The organism is Cohaesibacter sp. ES.047, from assembly GCF_900215505.1.
Lineage (GTDB): Bacteria > Pseudomonadota > Alphaproteobacteria > Rhizobiales > Cohaesibacteraceae > Cohaesibacter.
In genome coordinates this window covers 3,398,192-3,414,263 of the sequence record NZ_LT907844.1, presented here as the reverse complement: position 1 = coordinate 3,414,263, position 16,072 = coordinate 3,398,192, and the positions used below count along the sequence as shown (strand labels likewise).

13 protein-coding genes are annotated in these 16,072 nt (G+C 53.9%); 6 read left to right on the top strand and 7 right to left on the bottom strand.

The genetic code is table 11. The features are described 5' to 3' along the window. The first annotated feature begins 28 nt into the window (after nt 1-28). On the top strand, nt 29-652 hold the full coding sequence (locus CPH65_RS15530) for a response regulator transcription factor (protein ID WP_172891533.1): 624 nt from the start codon (nt 29-31) through the stop codon (nt 650-652). A 15-nt stretch (nt 653-667) separates the two neighbouring features. On the opposite strand, the gene CPH65_RS15525 is transcribed toward CPH65_RS15530, so the two are convergent. After that, nucleotides 668-2,575, bottom strand: coding sequence for a hybrid sensor histidine kinase/response regulator (locus tag CPH65_RS15525; protein ID WP_172891532.1), 1,908 nt, complete (start codon nt 2,573-2,575; stop codon nt 668-670). Between the two features lie 327 nt (nt 2,576-2,902). On the opposite strand from CPH65_RS15525, the gene CPH65_RS15520 reads away from it, so the two are divergent. The 3 genes from CPH65_RS15520 (at nt 2,903) to menA (ending at nt 5,893) form a co-directional block, all read left to right on the top strand. Continuing rightward, on the top strand, nt 2,903-3,556 hold the full coding sequence (locus tag CPH65_RS15520; protein ID WP_157747732.1) for a DUF4202 domain-containing protein: 654 nt from the start codon (nt 2,903-2,905) through the stop codon (nt 3,554-3,556). A 400-nt stretch (nt 3,557-3,956) separates the two neighbouring features. Further along, nucleotides 3,957-4,712 (top strand): CbiX/SirB N-terminal domain-containing protein, encoded by a 756-nt coding sequence (locus tag CPH65_RS15515; RefSeq protein ID WP_096174714.1) that lies wholly within the window; start codon nt 3,957-3,959, stop codon nt 4,710-4,712. A 254-nt stretch (nt 4,713-4,966) separates the two neighbouring features. Then, nucleotides 4,967-5,893 carry a 1,4-dihydroxy-2-naphthoate octaprenyltransferase gene (menA, locus tag CPH65_RS15510; RefSeq protein WP_157747731.1) on the top strand — a complete coding sequence of 309 codons (927 nt, stop codon included), beginning with the start codon at nt 4,967-4,969 and terminating at the stop codon, nt 5,891-5,893. Between the two features lie 82 nt (nt 5,894-5,975). Here the strand turns inward: menA and CPH65_RS15505 are convergent, their stop codons facing one another. Then, the gene (locus CPH65_RS15505; RefSeq protein ID WP_096174712.1) at nt 5,976-6,458 is read right to left on the bottom strand and encodes a copper chaperone PCu(A)C; all 483 of its coding nucleotides are present in this window, start codon (nt 6,456-6,458) and stop codon (nt 5,976-5,978) included. Between the two features lie 287 nt (nt 6,459-6,745). Here CPH65_RS15505 and CPH65_RS15500 point away from each other — a divergent pair, with 287 nt between their 5' ends. After that, nucleotides 6,746-7,633: a bile acid:sodium symporter family protein gene (locus tag CPH65_RS15500; protein ID WP_157747730.1), complete on the top strand. Its 888-nt coding sequence runs from the start codon at nt 6,746-6,748 to the stop codon at nt 7,631-7,633. 182 nt (nt 7,634-7,815) lie between these two features. Here the strand turns inward: CPH65_RS15500 and CPH65_RS15495 are convergent, their stop codons facing one another. The 5 genes from CPH65_RS15495 to CPH65_RS15475 all read right to left on the bottom strand — a co-directional run bounded on the left by CPH65_RS15495 (nt 7,816) and on the right by CPH65_RS15475 (nt 14,610). Then, nucleotides 7,816-8,931 carry an ABC transporter ATP-binding protein gene (locus tag CPH65_RS15495; RefSeq protein WP_096174710.1) on the bottom strand — a complete coding sequence of 372 codons (1,116 nt, stop codon included), beginning with the start codon at nt 8,929-8,931 and terminating at the stop codon, nt 7,816-7,818. Nucleotides 8,932-8,980: 49 nt separating this feature from the next. After that, nucleotides 8,981-10,627, bottom strand: coding sequence for an alpha-glucosidase (locus tag CPH65_RS15490; RefSeq protein ID WP_096174709.1), 1,647 nt, complete (start codon nt 10,625-10,627; stop codon nt 8,981-8,983). 55 nt (nt 10,628-10,682) lie between these two features. After that, nucleotides 10,683-11,840 carry a carbohydrate ABC transporter permease gene (locus tag CPH65_RS15485; protein ID WP_096174708.1) on the bottom strand — a complete coding sequence of 386 codons (1,158 nt, stop codon included), beginning with the start codon at nt 11,838-11,840 and terminating at the stop codon, nt 10,683-10,685. Between the two features lie 2 nt (nt 11,841-11,842). Next, nucleotides 11,843-12,853 (bottom strand): carbohydrate ABC transporter permease, encoded by a 1,011-nt coding sequence (locus CPH65_RS15480; RefSeq protein ID WP_096174707.1) that lies wholly within the window; start codon nt 12,851-12,853, stop codon nt 11,843-11,845. Nucleotides 12,854-13,248: 395 nt separating this feature from the next. Then, nucleotides 13,249-14,610, bottom strand: coding sequence for an ABC transporter substrate-binding protein (locus tag CPH65_RS15475; RefSeq protein ID WP_096174706.1), 1,362 nt, complete (start codon nt 14,608-14,610; stop codon nt 13,249-13,251). Between the two features lie 430 nt (nt 14,611-15,040). Here CPH65_RS15475 and CPH65_RS15470 point away from each other — a divergent pair, with 430 nt between their 5' ends. After that, entirely contained in the window at nt 15,041-16,033 is a 993-nt protein-coding gene (locus CPH65_RS15470) for a substrate-binding domain-containing protein (protein WP_244574425.1), read from the top strand. Nucleotides 16,034-16,072 lie beyond the last annotated feature (39 nt).

The following is a 16,072-nucleotide window of genomic DNA, read 5'->3' as shown; positions in this document are numbered from 1 at the left end:
CAGAACCGGTGCTTTGGAGGATCAGTCGATGAGGATCATTCTAGCTGATGACCATCCACTTTATCGTTCGGGATTGAAGCAGTTGCTTGAGCAGTTGTTCAATGGTGCAGTCGTTGATGAAGCTGGCGACAGCGCGGCCCTCGAAGCACTTCTGAACCGACCGCCCGTGCCGGATCTCATCATTACCGATCTGATCTTTCCCGGTTTTGACTATATGCGTGATCTCAAACGATTGCGCCGCACCTTCTCGCTTTGCCCGATCATAGCCGTGTCGATGATGAATGATCCGGCTGAAATCGAGCAGATCATGGACCTTGGCGTCAATGGATTCATTTCCAAGTCCGTCCCCTCCAATCTCGTTTTGACGGCAATTGAGAATGTCATGCAGGGACAGATTGAGGTTCGGATCAGCGACACAGCTCTCAATATGGATCATGCGTTGCCGCAACATGTCTCACTGGATGAGCTGACGCCCAGGCAGATCGAGATCCTCAAGCTCTTGCGTCATGGATTGTCCAACAAAGAAATCGCCAGAGAGTTGGGACTGTCGCCCTTCACCGTCCGCAGCCATGTCTCGGCTCTGATGAAAAATCTCGGTGTTTCCAACCGCGCTGCCGCCTCTGCAATTGCGGCCAGCTACTGCCTCACCTGATCATGACGGCTCGCATCAGGATATGACCTGCTGGCGATCATCCCGCGCCAGAAAGGCATTGAGCATAGCCGATCGCAGTTGAACCGGTTGCACCGGCTTCTGAATGAGCAACAGGTTAGCCGCCTCCAGCTTTTTTTGCACCATCTCGGATGATTCTCCGGATATGACCAGCGCTGGCAGATGTGGTCCGAGCCGTTTTCTGGCGCTTTGGACGATATCGATTCCCGTATAGTCCGCGCCAAAGGAATAGTCGCTGATCAACAGATCGAAAGGCCCGTCTATAGCATCAAGTTGCGCCATGCCGTTGGCGCACATGACATCGCATCCCCATTGAGAGAGAAGGTTCGCCGTTGCCTCGAGCGTTTGGGCATCATCGTCAACCACCAGCAACCGCTTCTGCTTGAAGGGCGATGACATGCGTTTTGTAAGATTGGGGTCATGTTCAGCGGAGCGTTTGAGTTCAACCGCTTGCAGCCCCTTGATCATGACAGATGTGCCTTCGTGACTGGATATCAGATCGAGTTCAAGATCTTGCAGATCCGCCAACCTGCGGACGATGGCAAGTCCCAGACCCAATCCACGGTCCTCTCTTTCGACACTATCAAGTGAAGACGCCTCAGAGGCTGTGCGGCGGGAGATTTGGGTGAATTCCTCAAAGATGATCGCTTGATGTTCAGTCGCGATCCCCGGGCCGTCATCAATGACCGCAATATCGATCCGGCCAGCTGAGCTCCGGCCATCAATACGCACAGATCCGCCATTCGAATGTCGGATCGAATTGGAAACGAGATTCTGAACCATGCGCCGGATCAGGATCGCATCACCGTTGACCCCGACCTTCGGACATTCCATGGTCAGCGTGACATGTGCGATTTCGGCCAACGGCTCGTAATCGTCCAGTATGTGGTTGAGCATGTCGCGCAGATCGAATTGGCCGGGTCGCACTTTGATCTTGCCACTGTCCAGCAGACTGACATCGAGTAGAGAGTTGAAAAGCTTGGAAAGACTATCGAGGGAATTGCGAATGCGGCCAAGGGTATCTCGGCTTTGCTTTTCCATCCGGTCGATCGGCAAGGCTTCCAGATAAAGCCCTATCGCATGGATCGGTTGGCGGAGGTCATGGCTTGCAGCGGCCAACAGTCTGGTCTTTTCCCGGTTGGCATGATCGGCCTCATCTGCCGCATCGCGATAGCGGCGGGCGAGGTCGAGATTTTCATTGCTGATGGCGATGTATTGGCGCACTGACTGCAACACGTCATCCCCAGAGCGCAGAAGCATCAGCAGGAAGATTATCACCAATCCGCCAAGCAGGACAAATTCACCCCCAAAGAGCATCAATCGCGTCGCCAGAAGCCCCAAAAACGGAATGGCATAAAGGGCAAAGGAGCGCGGGAAGATGGCCAGCGACCGGATCGCAGCTGCCGTCGCGCCCGCGGCAACGGACATTTGGATCGCGAAATGAGCGGAATTGTCTGGATTGAGGCTCCAGAAGGCCATGACGCCCCAACTGACCCCAACGATCAAGCTGAGCATATCCATCAGGCGTATCCAGAGATAGGGACGTCGCTCGGAAGAAAGCTTACGGGTGTAGCTTCGGCGCCAGAGCTCCATCATCGACGGATAGAAACCAAGTTCCAACGTCGCCCAGACAAAAAGAAACCAGATGGGCACAACGGGGTTGTTATGCGCGATATACAGCAACACCAGCGCGCTGGCGATGTGTCCGATGTATATTGACGTGGGCATTTTCAAAAAAGCATTCACATGCTCGGCAACGGTATCCTCGGGCAGCGGCATGAAGAAGCCACTGAGCAGGCGCGTCCGTTCCTTGCCGGTTACGCCTTTCTCGCTGCTGTCCGTATCGGTTTGCCGTGCCGTTACCGCCGGCTTTGCATGCTCGAAGACCGCCATATCTTTTGCCAAATCCGCCCTACTCTGCCATGAGCAACCATCACCCCCTGTTGGTCTCGCAGCCCACACGATGGCATCAGCGCATCGTCGGACCGCAAATTGCGACTGGTCGAACAAGGCATATGTGTCCGGCGGCTTTCCTGGATTGCCTTTCATTCATAGTTGCACAGTTACTAATCAAATCAAGTAAAACTGAGCGAGATGAAACGTGTGGCCAAAATTTCCCGACCGAAGATGCTGTCTTGAACAGTCAGTGCGGGATTTTGAATGACAAACTGTCGTCTGAGGCAAAAACCCGATAGTATTCTCAAGAGATTCTCGCTTTTTTGGAGATGTCCGATGTCCGCGTTCGAAGCCGTCATTGAAGAGATTGATCAGGCGAATGCCAAGGATCCCCGTTTTTCTAGCGAGGAAGGCAGCGCGCCGATTCCGGTTGAGCTGTTGTATGGCATCCGCATGAGCAAGATGTGCGAGCTCTACGCTCCCGAGGCTGACGAGCTTGTCCAGATCGCCGCGCGTGGCCAGCATATCGAACGGTGGATCATTCCCAGAGACGAGTATCCGCTCGGCAAACCGGGCTATTTTCGCTGGCGCAACGAGTTGAAGCGACATCATGCCAAGCGCGTGTTGGAAATCATGGCGGCTCATGGCTATGATTTGGAGGCCCAGACCATTGTCTCCGACATCATCATGAAGAGAGACCTGAAACGAGACGAACGAACCCAGCTTGTTGAGGATCTGGCCTGTCTGGTCTTTCTTCAATACAACGCCGTGAGCTTCGCCAAAGGACATGAACACGACAAAGTCGTGAGCATCATTTCCAAAATGATACCCAAAATGAGTCCCAAGGCTCACTGTTTCCTCGCAAGCCTCGATCTCGACAAGGGGCTGAGGGATGCCATTGATCTGGCCAAGGCGAGGATTGCCGACACTTTCAAGGTGCCTGACACACTCAATACCAGTGACGAAACCAGTGACGAACGCAGGCCCTGAGGCAAAGGCGCATCCCGTTCGACCGTTTCAATAAACCGCTTCAGCCAGAAGCGGTTTTTTTCTGCCTTCCCTTGGCTTTTCCTTATCGCACCGGATGTTGGAAATCACTGCCAAGATCAGTGGCAACTTTGAAAAAGCGTTACCTCTCGCCTCGCCCTCTCGCATCCGTCTTGATGCTAAGGTCCTTTCATGCAGAAGGCGCGCGAGCACCCGGTCAGCAAGCCGACGCTAACAAGCATGTCAGTCAATGAAACTAGATTGATCTGGATGCGTTGATACAGCGTAACGAAACAAAGGGCATTCAAACGCTCACCCTTTCGTTGCGTAGGGGCATGATGATTGCCCAACGCTGGATTGTTATGTAGAATTACGAATAACTCTTGGCAGGAGCCAACCGCTCATGAGCACATCACGGCCTATCAATGCAGTTTTGATCGTTGCCCATGGCGAACGTGGCGGGCGGCTCAACAACGCGCGCCTGCTCGAGCTTGCCGATGAAGTGCGGTCCAAGCTAGGTGACGTCGAGGTGTCTGCCGGCGTGTTGCGCGGATCGCCAAGCATTGCCGATGCATGGTCGTCTCTTGAAGCGCCCAACCGGTTTATCTATCCGTTCTTCATGAGTGATGGGTATTTCTGCAATCGGATCCTGCCCAAGAAAGTACGCGAAGCGATTGGCGAAGACGACGTACCTTTTACGATGCTCCCCCCTTTCGGTGTTTCCGACGATCTGGCGGCAGGCATCGCTAAGGCGCTTTCCAATGAGATCGAGAAGCTTGACCGCCCGAGGGACAAACCGCCCATCCTGATCGCAGCGCACGGTGCCTCAATCGATAAACAGTCCAGCACCCGGGCACGCGAACTTGCACATCAACTGGACAAAACCGGTCTGTTTGGCCCCATTTCCTGCGCCTTCCTCGATGAGGCGCCGCATCTTGAGGATGTCATGGAGACTGTTGATCCGCGCACGCTCGTCTTGCCTCATTTCAATGGCCTTGGCTCGCACTCCGTCGACGATATGGCCAAACTGTCCCGCCGGGCGCCTGAAGGCTGTCATTTCGTGATGCCAGTGGGCGGCCAAGACTGGGTCGGTGAGGTGATGACGGCTGACATTGCACGCGCCCTTGACTGGGCCAAATTGGCAGAAGCGGCAGAATAGTCTGAAAGTGATCGGAGGCTTGCAGGTCTCGAGATCGGCCGATGATCCGCGAACATCGCAGCTCCTTGAGAGATCCAGCTCAAATTGTGCGCGAATACCGGCTGTTTCGTGCCTACTTATCCAGAAATTGCTGCTTCACCCTCAACGCGTTTCGATTCAATCTGGATTTTCCTATACGTCGAAAGTATGGTGCGGGCGCAAATTAGCCCCCTGTCAGTGTTGGCAAGGATTTTTAGGATGGAGCATTGCCGATGATGGCCGGACAGACACTGCAAGAGCGAAGCAAGGGGTTCATCTGGCTATTGGCTATGCGCCCGAAGACGCTTATTCTGTCGATTGCGCCTGTGCTTCTCGCTGGATTGCTGGCCTTTGAAGGCAGATCGACCGTCGCTTGGCTTGTATTTCCGATTATCCTTATATCTGCAACATCGATACAGATCGCCACCAACCTTTGGAACGATGCCGCGGATGCCGGAACCGGCCTTGATCAGGCAGAAACCCGCCTTGGACCGCCGCGCATGACGAGTCTGGGATTGCTGCAAGGACATCATGTCCGCTTGGCTGCCGTGTTCTTTTTGGGCCTGTCAGCGCTTTGCGGCCTGTTTCTGGTGTTTTACGGTGGCATGCCGATCCTGATGATCGGCATTGTTGGCATCGTCTGTGCCTTTGGCTATTCCTCCGGCCCCTATCCGATCTCCGGATCTCCATTTGGAGAACTCTTCGTCATTGTCTTTTTTGGCATCATGTCGGTGATGGGCAGCTACTACCTGTTGACGGGTGAATGGACGCTCCTGAGCTTCTGGTCCGGCTTTTATATCGGTCTGCCCGCCGCGGCGGTGCTCACCGTGAACAATCATCGCGACCGGGTTGGAGACAAGGAAGGTGGTAGACGAACGCTGGCCATCCTGTTGGGCCCTGAGAAAACCAAGCAGCTCTACGCTGCGTTGCTGCTTTTGAGTTGTGTCGGGCTCATTCATATCTCGAACCTGCTTGATCATGGCACATTGAGCCTTGTCAGCCTGCTCGTAACGGCTCTGGTCATGGCCTTTGCAGTTGCGTTTCCGATCCGGAAAATGTTTTTGGCGACCACACCATACGATCACATCAAGAGTCTGATGCGGACGTCTCTCTTCCAGTTTGTCCTGATTATTGCCTTCTTTGCCATTCAGTTTCTGACCTGACAAAGCAAAAACCCGGGCGCAAGCCCCCGGGTCTTCAATCGCGTGATCAGGCCATCCGGCACCCCGGTTGACCAGCAGACCTCTATTCTGACTTCATTTTGGAATGGTCCATGCCCGGAGCCATCTTGGCACCGATCCCGGCAACTTCGACATCGATTGTCACCTTGCCAGCTTTCTCGAACGTCAGTTCAAGCGGGAATGTTTCGCCTTTCTTGAGCGGCTCCTTCAGCTTCATGAACATGACATGATAGCTGCCCGGTTTCAGCTCAACGGACCCATTCGCCGGAACCTCAATGGCTTCGACCTGGCGCATCTTCATCACATCCCCCTCGCGAATGTGCGTATGCAATTCGGTGACCGCACCAACATCAGCGTGCGCCGCAATGAGACGATCTGCCTCACCCGCGTTCTCGATGGAGAAAAACCCGCCGCCCGCAGACGCCATGCCAGCCGATGCCCGCGCGAAGGGGTTGGAGATGGTCAAAGTGCCGAGCTCATAGTCAGCGGCCTGAGCAACGGTAACGGACGTCGCTGCCAGAAGGGCAGCCAAAAGCAGTTTCTTCATGGATTGTTCCTTGCGGTTTGTCTTTGCGGCCGCATCAAATGCGATCCAGACAATCGGGTCAATACGTAAATGGAGTAAAGGTCGGCGTTGACCGCAGGGCGTAGAAACCGATAAAGCAGCGACACAACCGTGCTACTACACTTCCGTCGTATGTGAAAAACCTTAAGATGCATGACTCTGGTCAAAGCCATACGAAATGGCAGTGGCTATTGTCCCCGCAACAAGTCACACGACATGTACCTATAAGACCCTCGCGAAAAGCGTCGTATTCAGGAAGGTTTGTTTTCGTGAACACCCCCCTTATTCCAATCGGCCTTGCTCTTATCATGATGACTGTGGGCCTGTCTGTCCGCCTGCAAGACTTCAGGGCGCTTGGGAATCAATTGCGCGCCGTGAGCGCAGGGATCGTTGCCCAGATCCTCTTCCTCCCAGCCATTGCCTTTTTTGTTGCACTGATCACCAAACTCGACACCGTCTATGCGATCGGGCTGATCATTCTGGCGTCCGCTCCGGGGGGCATTTCGTCCAACCTTCTGACCGTTCTCGCCCGAGGCAAGACCGCGCTGTCGATTTCGCTGACTATCGTTACAAACCTTGTTGCGTTCGTTACCATCCCGACCGCCCTGTCGGTTGCGTTCATGGTCTTTCAAGGTGTCGGAGACGGGCCAAGCAGCAGTGAACTCTACAGCCTGCCGTTTGGCGAAACAGCGATGAAAGTCCTTGCCATATCGGCCCTGCCACTGGCTATCGGGATGGCAATCGGTCATTTCTTCCCCAAACTTTCCCAGCGCGCTTCGAACCCGGCAAAATTCGTCGCCTCGGCAATCTTTGCGGCCATTGTGATCAACAGCTTCTACAGCGAATGGAGCAACATCACCGCTCATTGGAGCTCGGTAGGCCCGGCGGTCATCCTGCTCAATGTCATGGCTATTGGATCGGCCCTGCTGTTCAGCCGCCTGTTCCGCCTGTCGTCTCAGCAGGCCCTGACGATTGCCATCGAATGCGGATTGCAGAATGTCGCCCTCGCGCTTGTCATTGCACAGTTCATGGGAGATGGGCGTTTCATGATCCCCTCTTCGATCTATGCGCTCATCATGAATGTCTCGGTGCTGATCCTCATCGCCGTAGGCAACCGCCTGCCTCGGGAAGACGAAGAGCTCGTCACAAAGCGCTGATTGATCACTCAACGGCTCCAGCATTGATCAGGATATGATGGCCCGCTCATTCGAGCGGGTCTCTCTTTTTGGGCTGACGTTTTGCAAGATTACGAGAAACGGACGCAAAAAACCCGGTCGGCATAACCGATCCGGGTTTCCATATCGTCTTTGATCGTCAGTGTCTTTGATCGTCGTGCGGCCTAGTCTTCAACGCCAAGCCAGCGGAACGACTGGTCATCTTCGTTGAACAAGTGCCGCTTTTCGATGTCAGCAGACAGGCTGACAACATCGCCACGGGTGAAATCGTGGTTGCCCGGGATCTTTGCGATCAGGGGCTCTTCATCGCCATGGGGCGGCTCTAGATAGAGCAAAGTCACCTCACCCAGCTTTTCAACGATCCGAGCGGGGCAGGAGTAAAGCACTTCGTCACCCTCCTCTGCGAGACGCAGATCTTCCGGGCGCACACCGAATTTGGCTGTTTTTCCCTTGAACTCAGGCGCGCTTTTCACATCAACGGTGAAACCCTGTTCATCATCCTTGAAGGCAACACGCGTCTGGTCACCAGTATCCGTGATCATGCAGTCATAGATGTTCATCGCCGGAGAACCGATGAACTGGGCCACGAAGACGTTTTTCGGATTCTGATAGAGCTCCATTGGAGCACCGCACTGTTCGATGAACCCACGCGTGGAAAGCACGACAATACGGTCGGCGAGCGTCATGGCCTCGACCTGATCGTGGGTCACATAAATCATTGTGGTATCTGGCATGCTCTCATTGAGCTGCGCAATCTCAATGCGCGTTGCAACACGCAAGGCAGCATCAAGGTTGGACAGAGGCTCATCGAACAGAAAGACCTTGGGATTGCGCACAATCGCGCGGCCGATGGCCACGCGTTGACGCTGACCACCGGAAAGAGCTTTGGGCAGTCGCTCAAGATATGGTGTCAGCTGCAGAATATCTGCAGCTTTTGTGACCCGGTCCTTGATTGCATCTTTCTTTGCTTTGGCGATCTTCATGCCGAAAGCCATGTTGTCGTACACCGTCATATGCGGATAAAGCGCATAGGTTTGGAAGACCATGGCGATGCCTCGCTTTGACGGCGGGATTTCATTCATGCGCTGGCCATCGATGAGCAGCTCACCGCCAGTGATGCTTTCAAGGCCCGCAATCATGCGCAGGAGGGTTGACTTGCCACACCCGGACGGACCAACGAAAACAATGAATTCCCCCTGATCGATTTCCAGGTTGATATCTTTGAGAACCTTGGTAGCGCCATAGGCTTTTTCTATGTTTGTGAGCTTCAGGCTTGCCATCCTGTCCTCCCGTTGAATATGTCTTTCGCAAGACTGCACAATTGCATCATCATGACTTCTTGATTGACCCGAAGAAGACGCCATAGGCCTGCAGTTTCAGCAGGTCATTGTCCACTTCTGTATAAAAATCGAGTTTGTGGTCCAGTGGCTCAATCGTGTTGCCATCAAACGGAATTTCCCGTGTTTCCGGCGACAGGTTGAAGGCGCAATAGACTTCGTCTCCCTCATGGGAACGCACAAAGGTTAGAACGTCTCCGTCGGTGCGATCAAAGTCCATCGTTCCCTTGCGCAACGCAGGATGAGCCTTGCGGAAAGCCAGCATGGCCCGATAATGATTGAGCAGCGACGTCACATTCTGCTCGGCCAAGCCAACGGCTGCGAAGAGATGCTCTTCTGGAATTGGAAGCCATGGTTTGACTTCAGAAAAACCCGCATACGTACTGGTTTGATCCCAAACCATGGGTGTACGGGCACCGTCGCGGCCCGGAAAGTCCGGCCAGAATTCGATGCCATAGGGATCCTGCAGGTCTTCATATGGCACATAGGCTTCCTGAAGGCCGAGCTCCTCGCCCTGATAGAGGCACGCAGAGCCGCGCATCGTCAGCAACAGCGCAATGTGGAGCCTGTTGGCGTTGTCCTGAAGGTCAGGCGCAACCTGCCAGCGAGAGGTGTAGCGCACCACATCGTGGTTCGAGAACGCCCAACAAGCCCAAGCATCCGGAGCTTCGGATTCCAAATCGTGGAATGCCTTCCAGACCTTGTTGGGTGTTGGAGCCCCACCTCCGAGGAAATCAAAGGCGTAGCACATATGCATCTTGTCGCCGCCCGATGTGTAGTCGGCCAGAATCTGCAAACCGCGCTCATCATCCCCTACTTCACCAACGGCAGCCGCTGCCGGATATTCGTCAAGCAGGGCGCGGAATCTCCTAAGGAAATCAAGGTTTTCCGGCTGGCTCTTATCGTACAGGTGCGACTGGTAGCTGTAGGGGTTAACGCTCGGGGCAGTGTTGTAGCTCTGCTTCTCAGGTGGCAGCGCCGGATTGTCTTTCAGGCTTTCACTGTGGAAGTAGAAGTTGATCGTATCAAGCCGGAAGCCATCCACGCCCTTGTCGAGCCAAAAACGGGTCGCATCCAGAAGCGCATCCTGAACATCGGGATTGTGGAAGTTCAAATCCGGCTGCGACTTGAGGAAGTTGTGCAGATAATACTGTTTGCGACGGCTATCCCACTGCCAGGACGACCCACCAAAGATCGACAGCCAGTTGTTGGGCACGGTTCCATCGGGTTTCGCATCTGCCCAGACATACCAGTCGGATTTGTGGTTCGTCTGGTCCTTGCGGCTTTCGATAAACCATGGGTGCCGGTCCGAGGTATGAGACAGCACAAGGTCGATCATGACCTTCAGGCCAAGATAGTGAGCAGCCGAAACCAGTTTTTCGAAATCGGCCAACGAACCGAACATCGGATCGACGTTGCAATAATCCGAGACGTCGTAGCCGAAGTCGTCCATTGGCGAGGTGAAGAAAGGCGAAATCCAAATCGCATCGACACCCAGAGACGCAATATAGGGCAGACGGCTGGTAATCCCGTTCAAGTCACCAATGCCGTCGGCGTTGCTGTCTTGATAGGAGCGCGGGTAAATCTGATAGATAACCGCACCACGCCACCATTCCTTGTCAATTGCTGTTTCGAGCATATCTTTTTCCACTTTGCTGATTGTTTTGTAGGGTGGATGGCCCCTTTAATGCGACCTAACCACCTTTGACAGATCCGGCCAGAAGCCCACGCACCAGATAACGCTGGAGCGAAAAGAAGACTCCCAACGGGACAAGAATGGTGATGAAGGCCGAAGCCGTCAGAATTTCCCAATTGCCACCGCGTGAGCCGAGCATTTCGCGCAGCCTACCGGTCAAGACCAGTTGATCTTCACCATTACCAAGGAAAACCATCGCAACCAAGAGGTCATTCCAGACCCAGAGGAACTGGAAGATCGCGAACGAAGCAAGAGCGGGGAATGACAGCGGCAAAATAATCTTGAGGAAGATATCAAAATGGCTGGCACCGTCGACGCGCGCGGATTCGATGATTTCCCGAGGGAGTTCGGAGATATAGTTACGCAGCAAATATACTGCAAGAGGCAACCCGAACCCGGTGTGTGCTAGCCATATCCCCAGATAGGTCTTGGCAGGCACCCCGAAGGCAGAGCCGATCGAGTTGTATAGTTTCAATAGTGGAATGAGTGACATCTGGAGTGGCACGACGAGCAACCCGACGACAACCGCGATCAACACCGCGCGCCCCGGAAACTGCATCCACGCCAGTGCATAGGCCGCAAAGGCTGCAATCAGGATCGGGATCACTGTCGAGGGTATGGTCACCGTGACGGAGTTGATGAAGGATCGACCGATGCCTTCGGCGGTCAGTACCTCGCGATAGTTATCGAGCGTGAAGATGGGAGGCGATTCCACCGTATAAAATATGCGATCTCCTCGCTTGCCAGACCATTCCTCAGGAGAAGAGATGACATAGTTGCCTTCGGTGTCGACAGTCATTGTTTGACCATCGCGCATCTCAGCAACTTCACCAGGCACATATGCCTTGGGTTCCTGCGCCCGCCAGCCAAAGGCGGTAAGCGTTCCCTTGTTGCCTGATTGCTCAAGGACATTGCCTTTGAGAACGAAACTGCCGTTCTCCTCGACCTGAGCATCCGGGCTGACGGAGCGTCCGATTTCGTTCTGCGCGCTGGTAAACATGGCAGTCCACCAGCCAGAGACAGCCAGCTGATCCTTATCGCGAATGGAGGACACGAACAGACCGATAGTCGGAATGGTCCAGATCAGCACCAACAGCACAACGGAGAGATGCACCACCCACACCAAAGGGGATTTTGTATTGGATCCTGAGATCATTGTTAGTGCCCTCTATTCTCTGAATTCACCTGACGAATGTTCCAGATCATGATCGGAATGACGAGTAGCATGATCACGACGGCAATCGTAGCGCCGCGACCGGCGTCGCCCCCGCCCCTGAACATCCAGTCATACATGAGATTGGCCAGAACCTGGGTGTCCCATTGCCCGTTGGTCATCGCGAAAACGATATCGAAAACCTTGAGCACGGTGATCGTGATGGTGGTCCAGACGACCGCAATGGTTTTCCAGATCTGCGGCACCATGATGTAGAAGAAGATCTCAACCCCATTGGCGCCATCGATCACGGCAGCCTCTATGGTTTCTTCAGGAATACCGCGCAAGGCAGCGGACAGGATGACCATGGCAAAGCCGGTCTGGATCCAGACCAGAATGATCATCAGGAAGAAGTTGTTCCAGAAGGGGATCGTGATCCAGGCCTGAGGCTCAAGCCCGACCGCCTCGACGATCGCATTGAGCAGGCCAATCTGTATCGACCCTTCACCGCGATATTCATAGACGAACTTCCAGATGATGGACGCGCCGATGAAGGAAATCGCCATGGGCATGAATATCAGCGACTTGGCAATATTGCCCCACCAGATTCTGTCGGTCAGCGCTGCGATCACGAGACCAAAGAAGGTTGACATCGCAGGCACGAACAACAGCCAGAGCATGTTGTTGAACATGGACTGCTGAAAGCCGTCATCCCGAAAGAGCCAGATATAGTTACCAAGGCCGACAAAATGTTCGCTGTTGCTATCGTAGAAAGACAGAATGATAGACGCAACGGCCGGATAGACCAGATAGAGGCCAAGGGTGAACATGGCAGGCCCCAAGAACAGCCATGGTCTGATCTGATGAGCCCGCGTCAGGTTCCGAATCCCATCTTCCGCGGTCTCGGCATCGGCCGGATACATACGGTCTAGGAGCCAGTTCGTGCCGTAGAAATAGGCGACGCAGCCCAGAACCCCGATAATCACGGTTCCGAATGCGGATGCTAATTGCTCCATTTAGTCACGCTCCACCTTTGTTTGGCGAGATACCCATCAGTTCGGTCTCAGCCGAAAATTCATTTCGGCGTCTTCGCAATCCGAGAAGTTCAGCCATTTTTTTATCACGTCCCCTACCCCGACAGGACAGAGCAGTTGAACAACATTAAAACCAGTCCCCACAGGATGCGGTAGATTTACCGACTTGTAAAATATTCTCTGTGACTGTTTTGGATAGGAAGGCTCAAGCACCTTTGGAAAGCTCAGTCGCTGCCTCTTTTCGGGCAATTGTTCACAGTCTGCTTGTCTGTTTCTACTTGTCTGTTTCTACTTGGCGCATCAATTTGATTTTCACCGGCCTCCGCGAACGGAGGCCGGAAATATTGTTTTTTCGTGCATTGCCCGAGGCAATTCCACTATTTCAAAGCATCCCAGGTTTTCTGGATTTCGGTTGCCACTTCTTTGGCATCCTTGCCACCAGCATAGTCAACCATGCCGGTCCAGAAGGACCCTGCACCGATCTTGCCGGGCATCAGGTCAGAGCCGTCAAACCGGAAAGTGGTTGCATTGAGCAGGATCTCACCCTGTTTGTGCAGAGCATCGTTGGCATAGGCATCGAGGTTCACACCCTTGAACGCAGTCAGAAGGCCGGACTGAGCCATCCATACTTCGTGTGCAATCGGGGTTTTCAGGAAGTCGATGAAGGCCTTGGCGGCTTTGGAGTCCTTGGTGATGGCGAACATGGTGCCTGCACCGAGAACCGGTTTACCAAGATCCTTCTCTGCATAGGCAGGGAAGTAGAAGAAGTCTGCATCTGCATCCACACCCAGCTCGGTTCCTTCGGGGAAGAAGCTTGGGATAAAGGAAGCCTGGTGGTGCATGTAGCACTTCGGCGGAGAAGCGAACAGACCTTTGGGGCTATCGCGGAAGTCGGTCGTTGCAACGGATCCTGCTCCACCATCGACAAATTTGTCGTTGCGTGCAAACCAGCCGAATTCTTCGATGGCACCGACCACTGCCGGATCATCAAACGGGATTTCATTGGAAACCCATTTGTCATAGGTCGACGCAGGCTGTGTGCGAAGCATCATATCTTCAACCCAGTCCGTTGCCGGCCAGCCCGTCGCGCCGCCAGATCCCAGACCGATACACCAAGGCGTACCACCGTCTGCGGCAATCTGCTTGGTCAGAGCCTTCAGCTCTTCCATGGTTTCGGGAACTTCGTATCCACCGTCTTCGAAGTTCTCGGGAACAAACCAGACCAGAGATTTCACGTCGGCCTTGAACGGGAAAGCAAAGAAGTCGCTGTTGCCGCTCTTGTCCTTATAGGACCCGAGGTCAACCCAGGAATCACCTGCAGCGTAGTTTTCGGCGAGCCAGGACTTGGTTTCATCACCAAGCGGCGTCAGATAGCCTTTGGAAGCCAGGTCGGAAGCCAGACCGGGCTGTGGGAAAACGGCAATGTTCGGAGCGGAACCAGCTCCGGTATCGATCACGATCTGCTGTTCAAAGCTATCGGAGCCAGCATATTCGACCTTGGCGCCGGTTGCGGCTTCAAAATAGGCGGTGACGCTGGTGAACAGATCCTTGTCGACGCCGAGCCACGGGCCCGAAATCGTGAGGGTCTCACCGGACAGATCAACAGACGCCTTGAAGTCTTCATAGGATTTCCAGGTGAATGTCGCATCTTCGCCCGGCTTAAATTTGAGCTCAGCAGCCTGCAAACTACCTACGGTCAGTGCAGCAACTGCGGCACCGAGCATTAGAGTCTTGAGCATTTTCTACCTCCCAAGGATGGTGGCTGTTTGCCACATCACTTCAGTATTGAAACGAAATTTACGCTTTCTCCAAAGCGCTTTGAATGGCGCTAACATTGGTTTGGATACACCCAAGAGTCAAGGATGAATTTCCAGCAACCCCTGTAAACCTGTTTATTTAGAGGGGTTTTGCCTAATCTATATGCATCGATCACCTCCCCTTTGCTATTTTTACAGACAAACAGGATTGCAGTAAATTCCTATTTGTGTCTAAGATGCATCTCAAATTTGATAGGGCTTTGGAGGACTTTCCGGAATAAAAGTCAGCCCGCACTGACACGTATTGCCCGGAAAAGCCAATTGGACTAGTTATCTGACCCAAATGAAACGGGCCAGATATTAGCTTCGGGTGAGGACTGTGAATCTCAAAGAATTGTCCAGCATTCTTAATTTGTCTCAGACAACAGTCAGCCGTGCTCTGAATGGCTATCCAGAGGTCGGCGAGAAGACGCGCCTGCGCGTGATGGAAGCTGCACAGAAGTATAACTATCATCCCTCCTCCTCGGCCAAGCGTCTTGCCATGGGGCGCGCTCATACTGCTGGGCACATTGTACCCCAGAATGAAGACCATTCCATGATTAACCCGCACTTCTCTGATTTTATCGCCGGTGCGGGTGAGACCTACTCCCGATTCAGCTATGATATGCTGATTTCCGTCGTACCTGAAGAGGATCAGGAAAAAACATATCGAGAACTTGCCAAATCGGGACGGGTTGATGGTGTCATTGTCCACGGCCCCCTCAAGGATGACCCACGGATCGAAATTCTCGAAGACCTCAAGCTGCCATTCGTGGTGCATGGTCGCACGGAGAATTTCAAGGATCGCTATTGCTGGCTTGATGTGAACAGCCGCAGTTCCTTCAAGCGCGCGACCAACTTCCTGCTCGATCTGGGGCATACGCGTATTGCGCTGCTCAACGGGCTTGATGAAATGGATTTCGCCTTCCGGCGTCGCATAGGTTATGAGTCGGCCCTTGTGGCACGAGGGCTCGAGGTGGTTCAGGACCTGATGTTCTCATCGGAACTAATCGAACCGTATGGATATGACGTGACAAAGAAGCTGCTGCGCCAATCCCCCATGCCGACCGCCATTTTGACATCATCGGTGCTGACGGCGCTTGGCGTGGTTCGGGCTGCGCAGGAAGCAGGACTTCAGGTGGGACGGGACATTTCCGTGGTGACCTTCGATGACCAACTGTCCTTCATGCAGTACCCCGGGGTCCCACTCTTCACATCAATCCGCTCCTCCATCAAGGATGCAGGACGACGGGTTGCAGAAATCCTGCTTGACCGCATTGCCAATCCCGATGCCGAATTGGTGCAGGAACTTTGGGAAACCGACCTCGTCGTCGGGCGCTCTACGGGACCTTGCCGATCGACCTAGACCTGCCTTTCTGAGCCCCTTCTACTGCCGACGCACTCA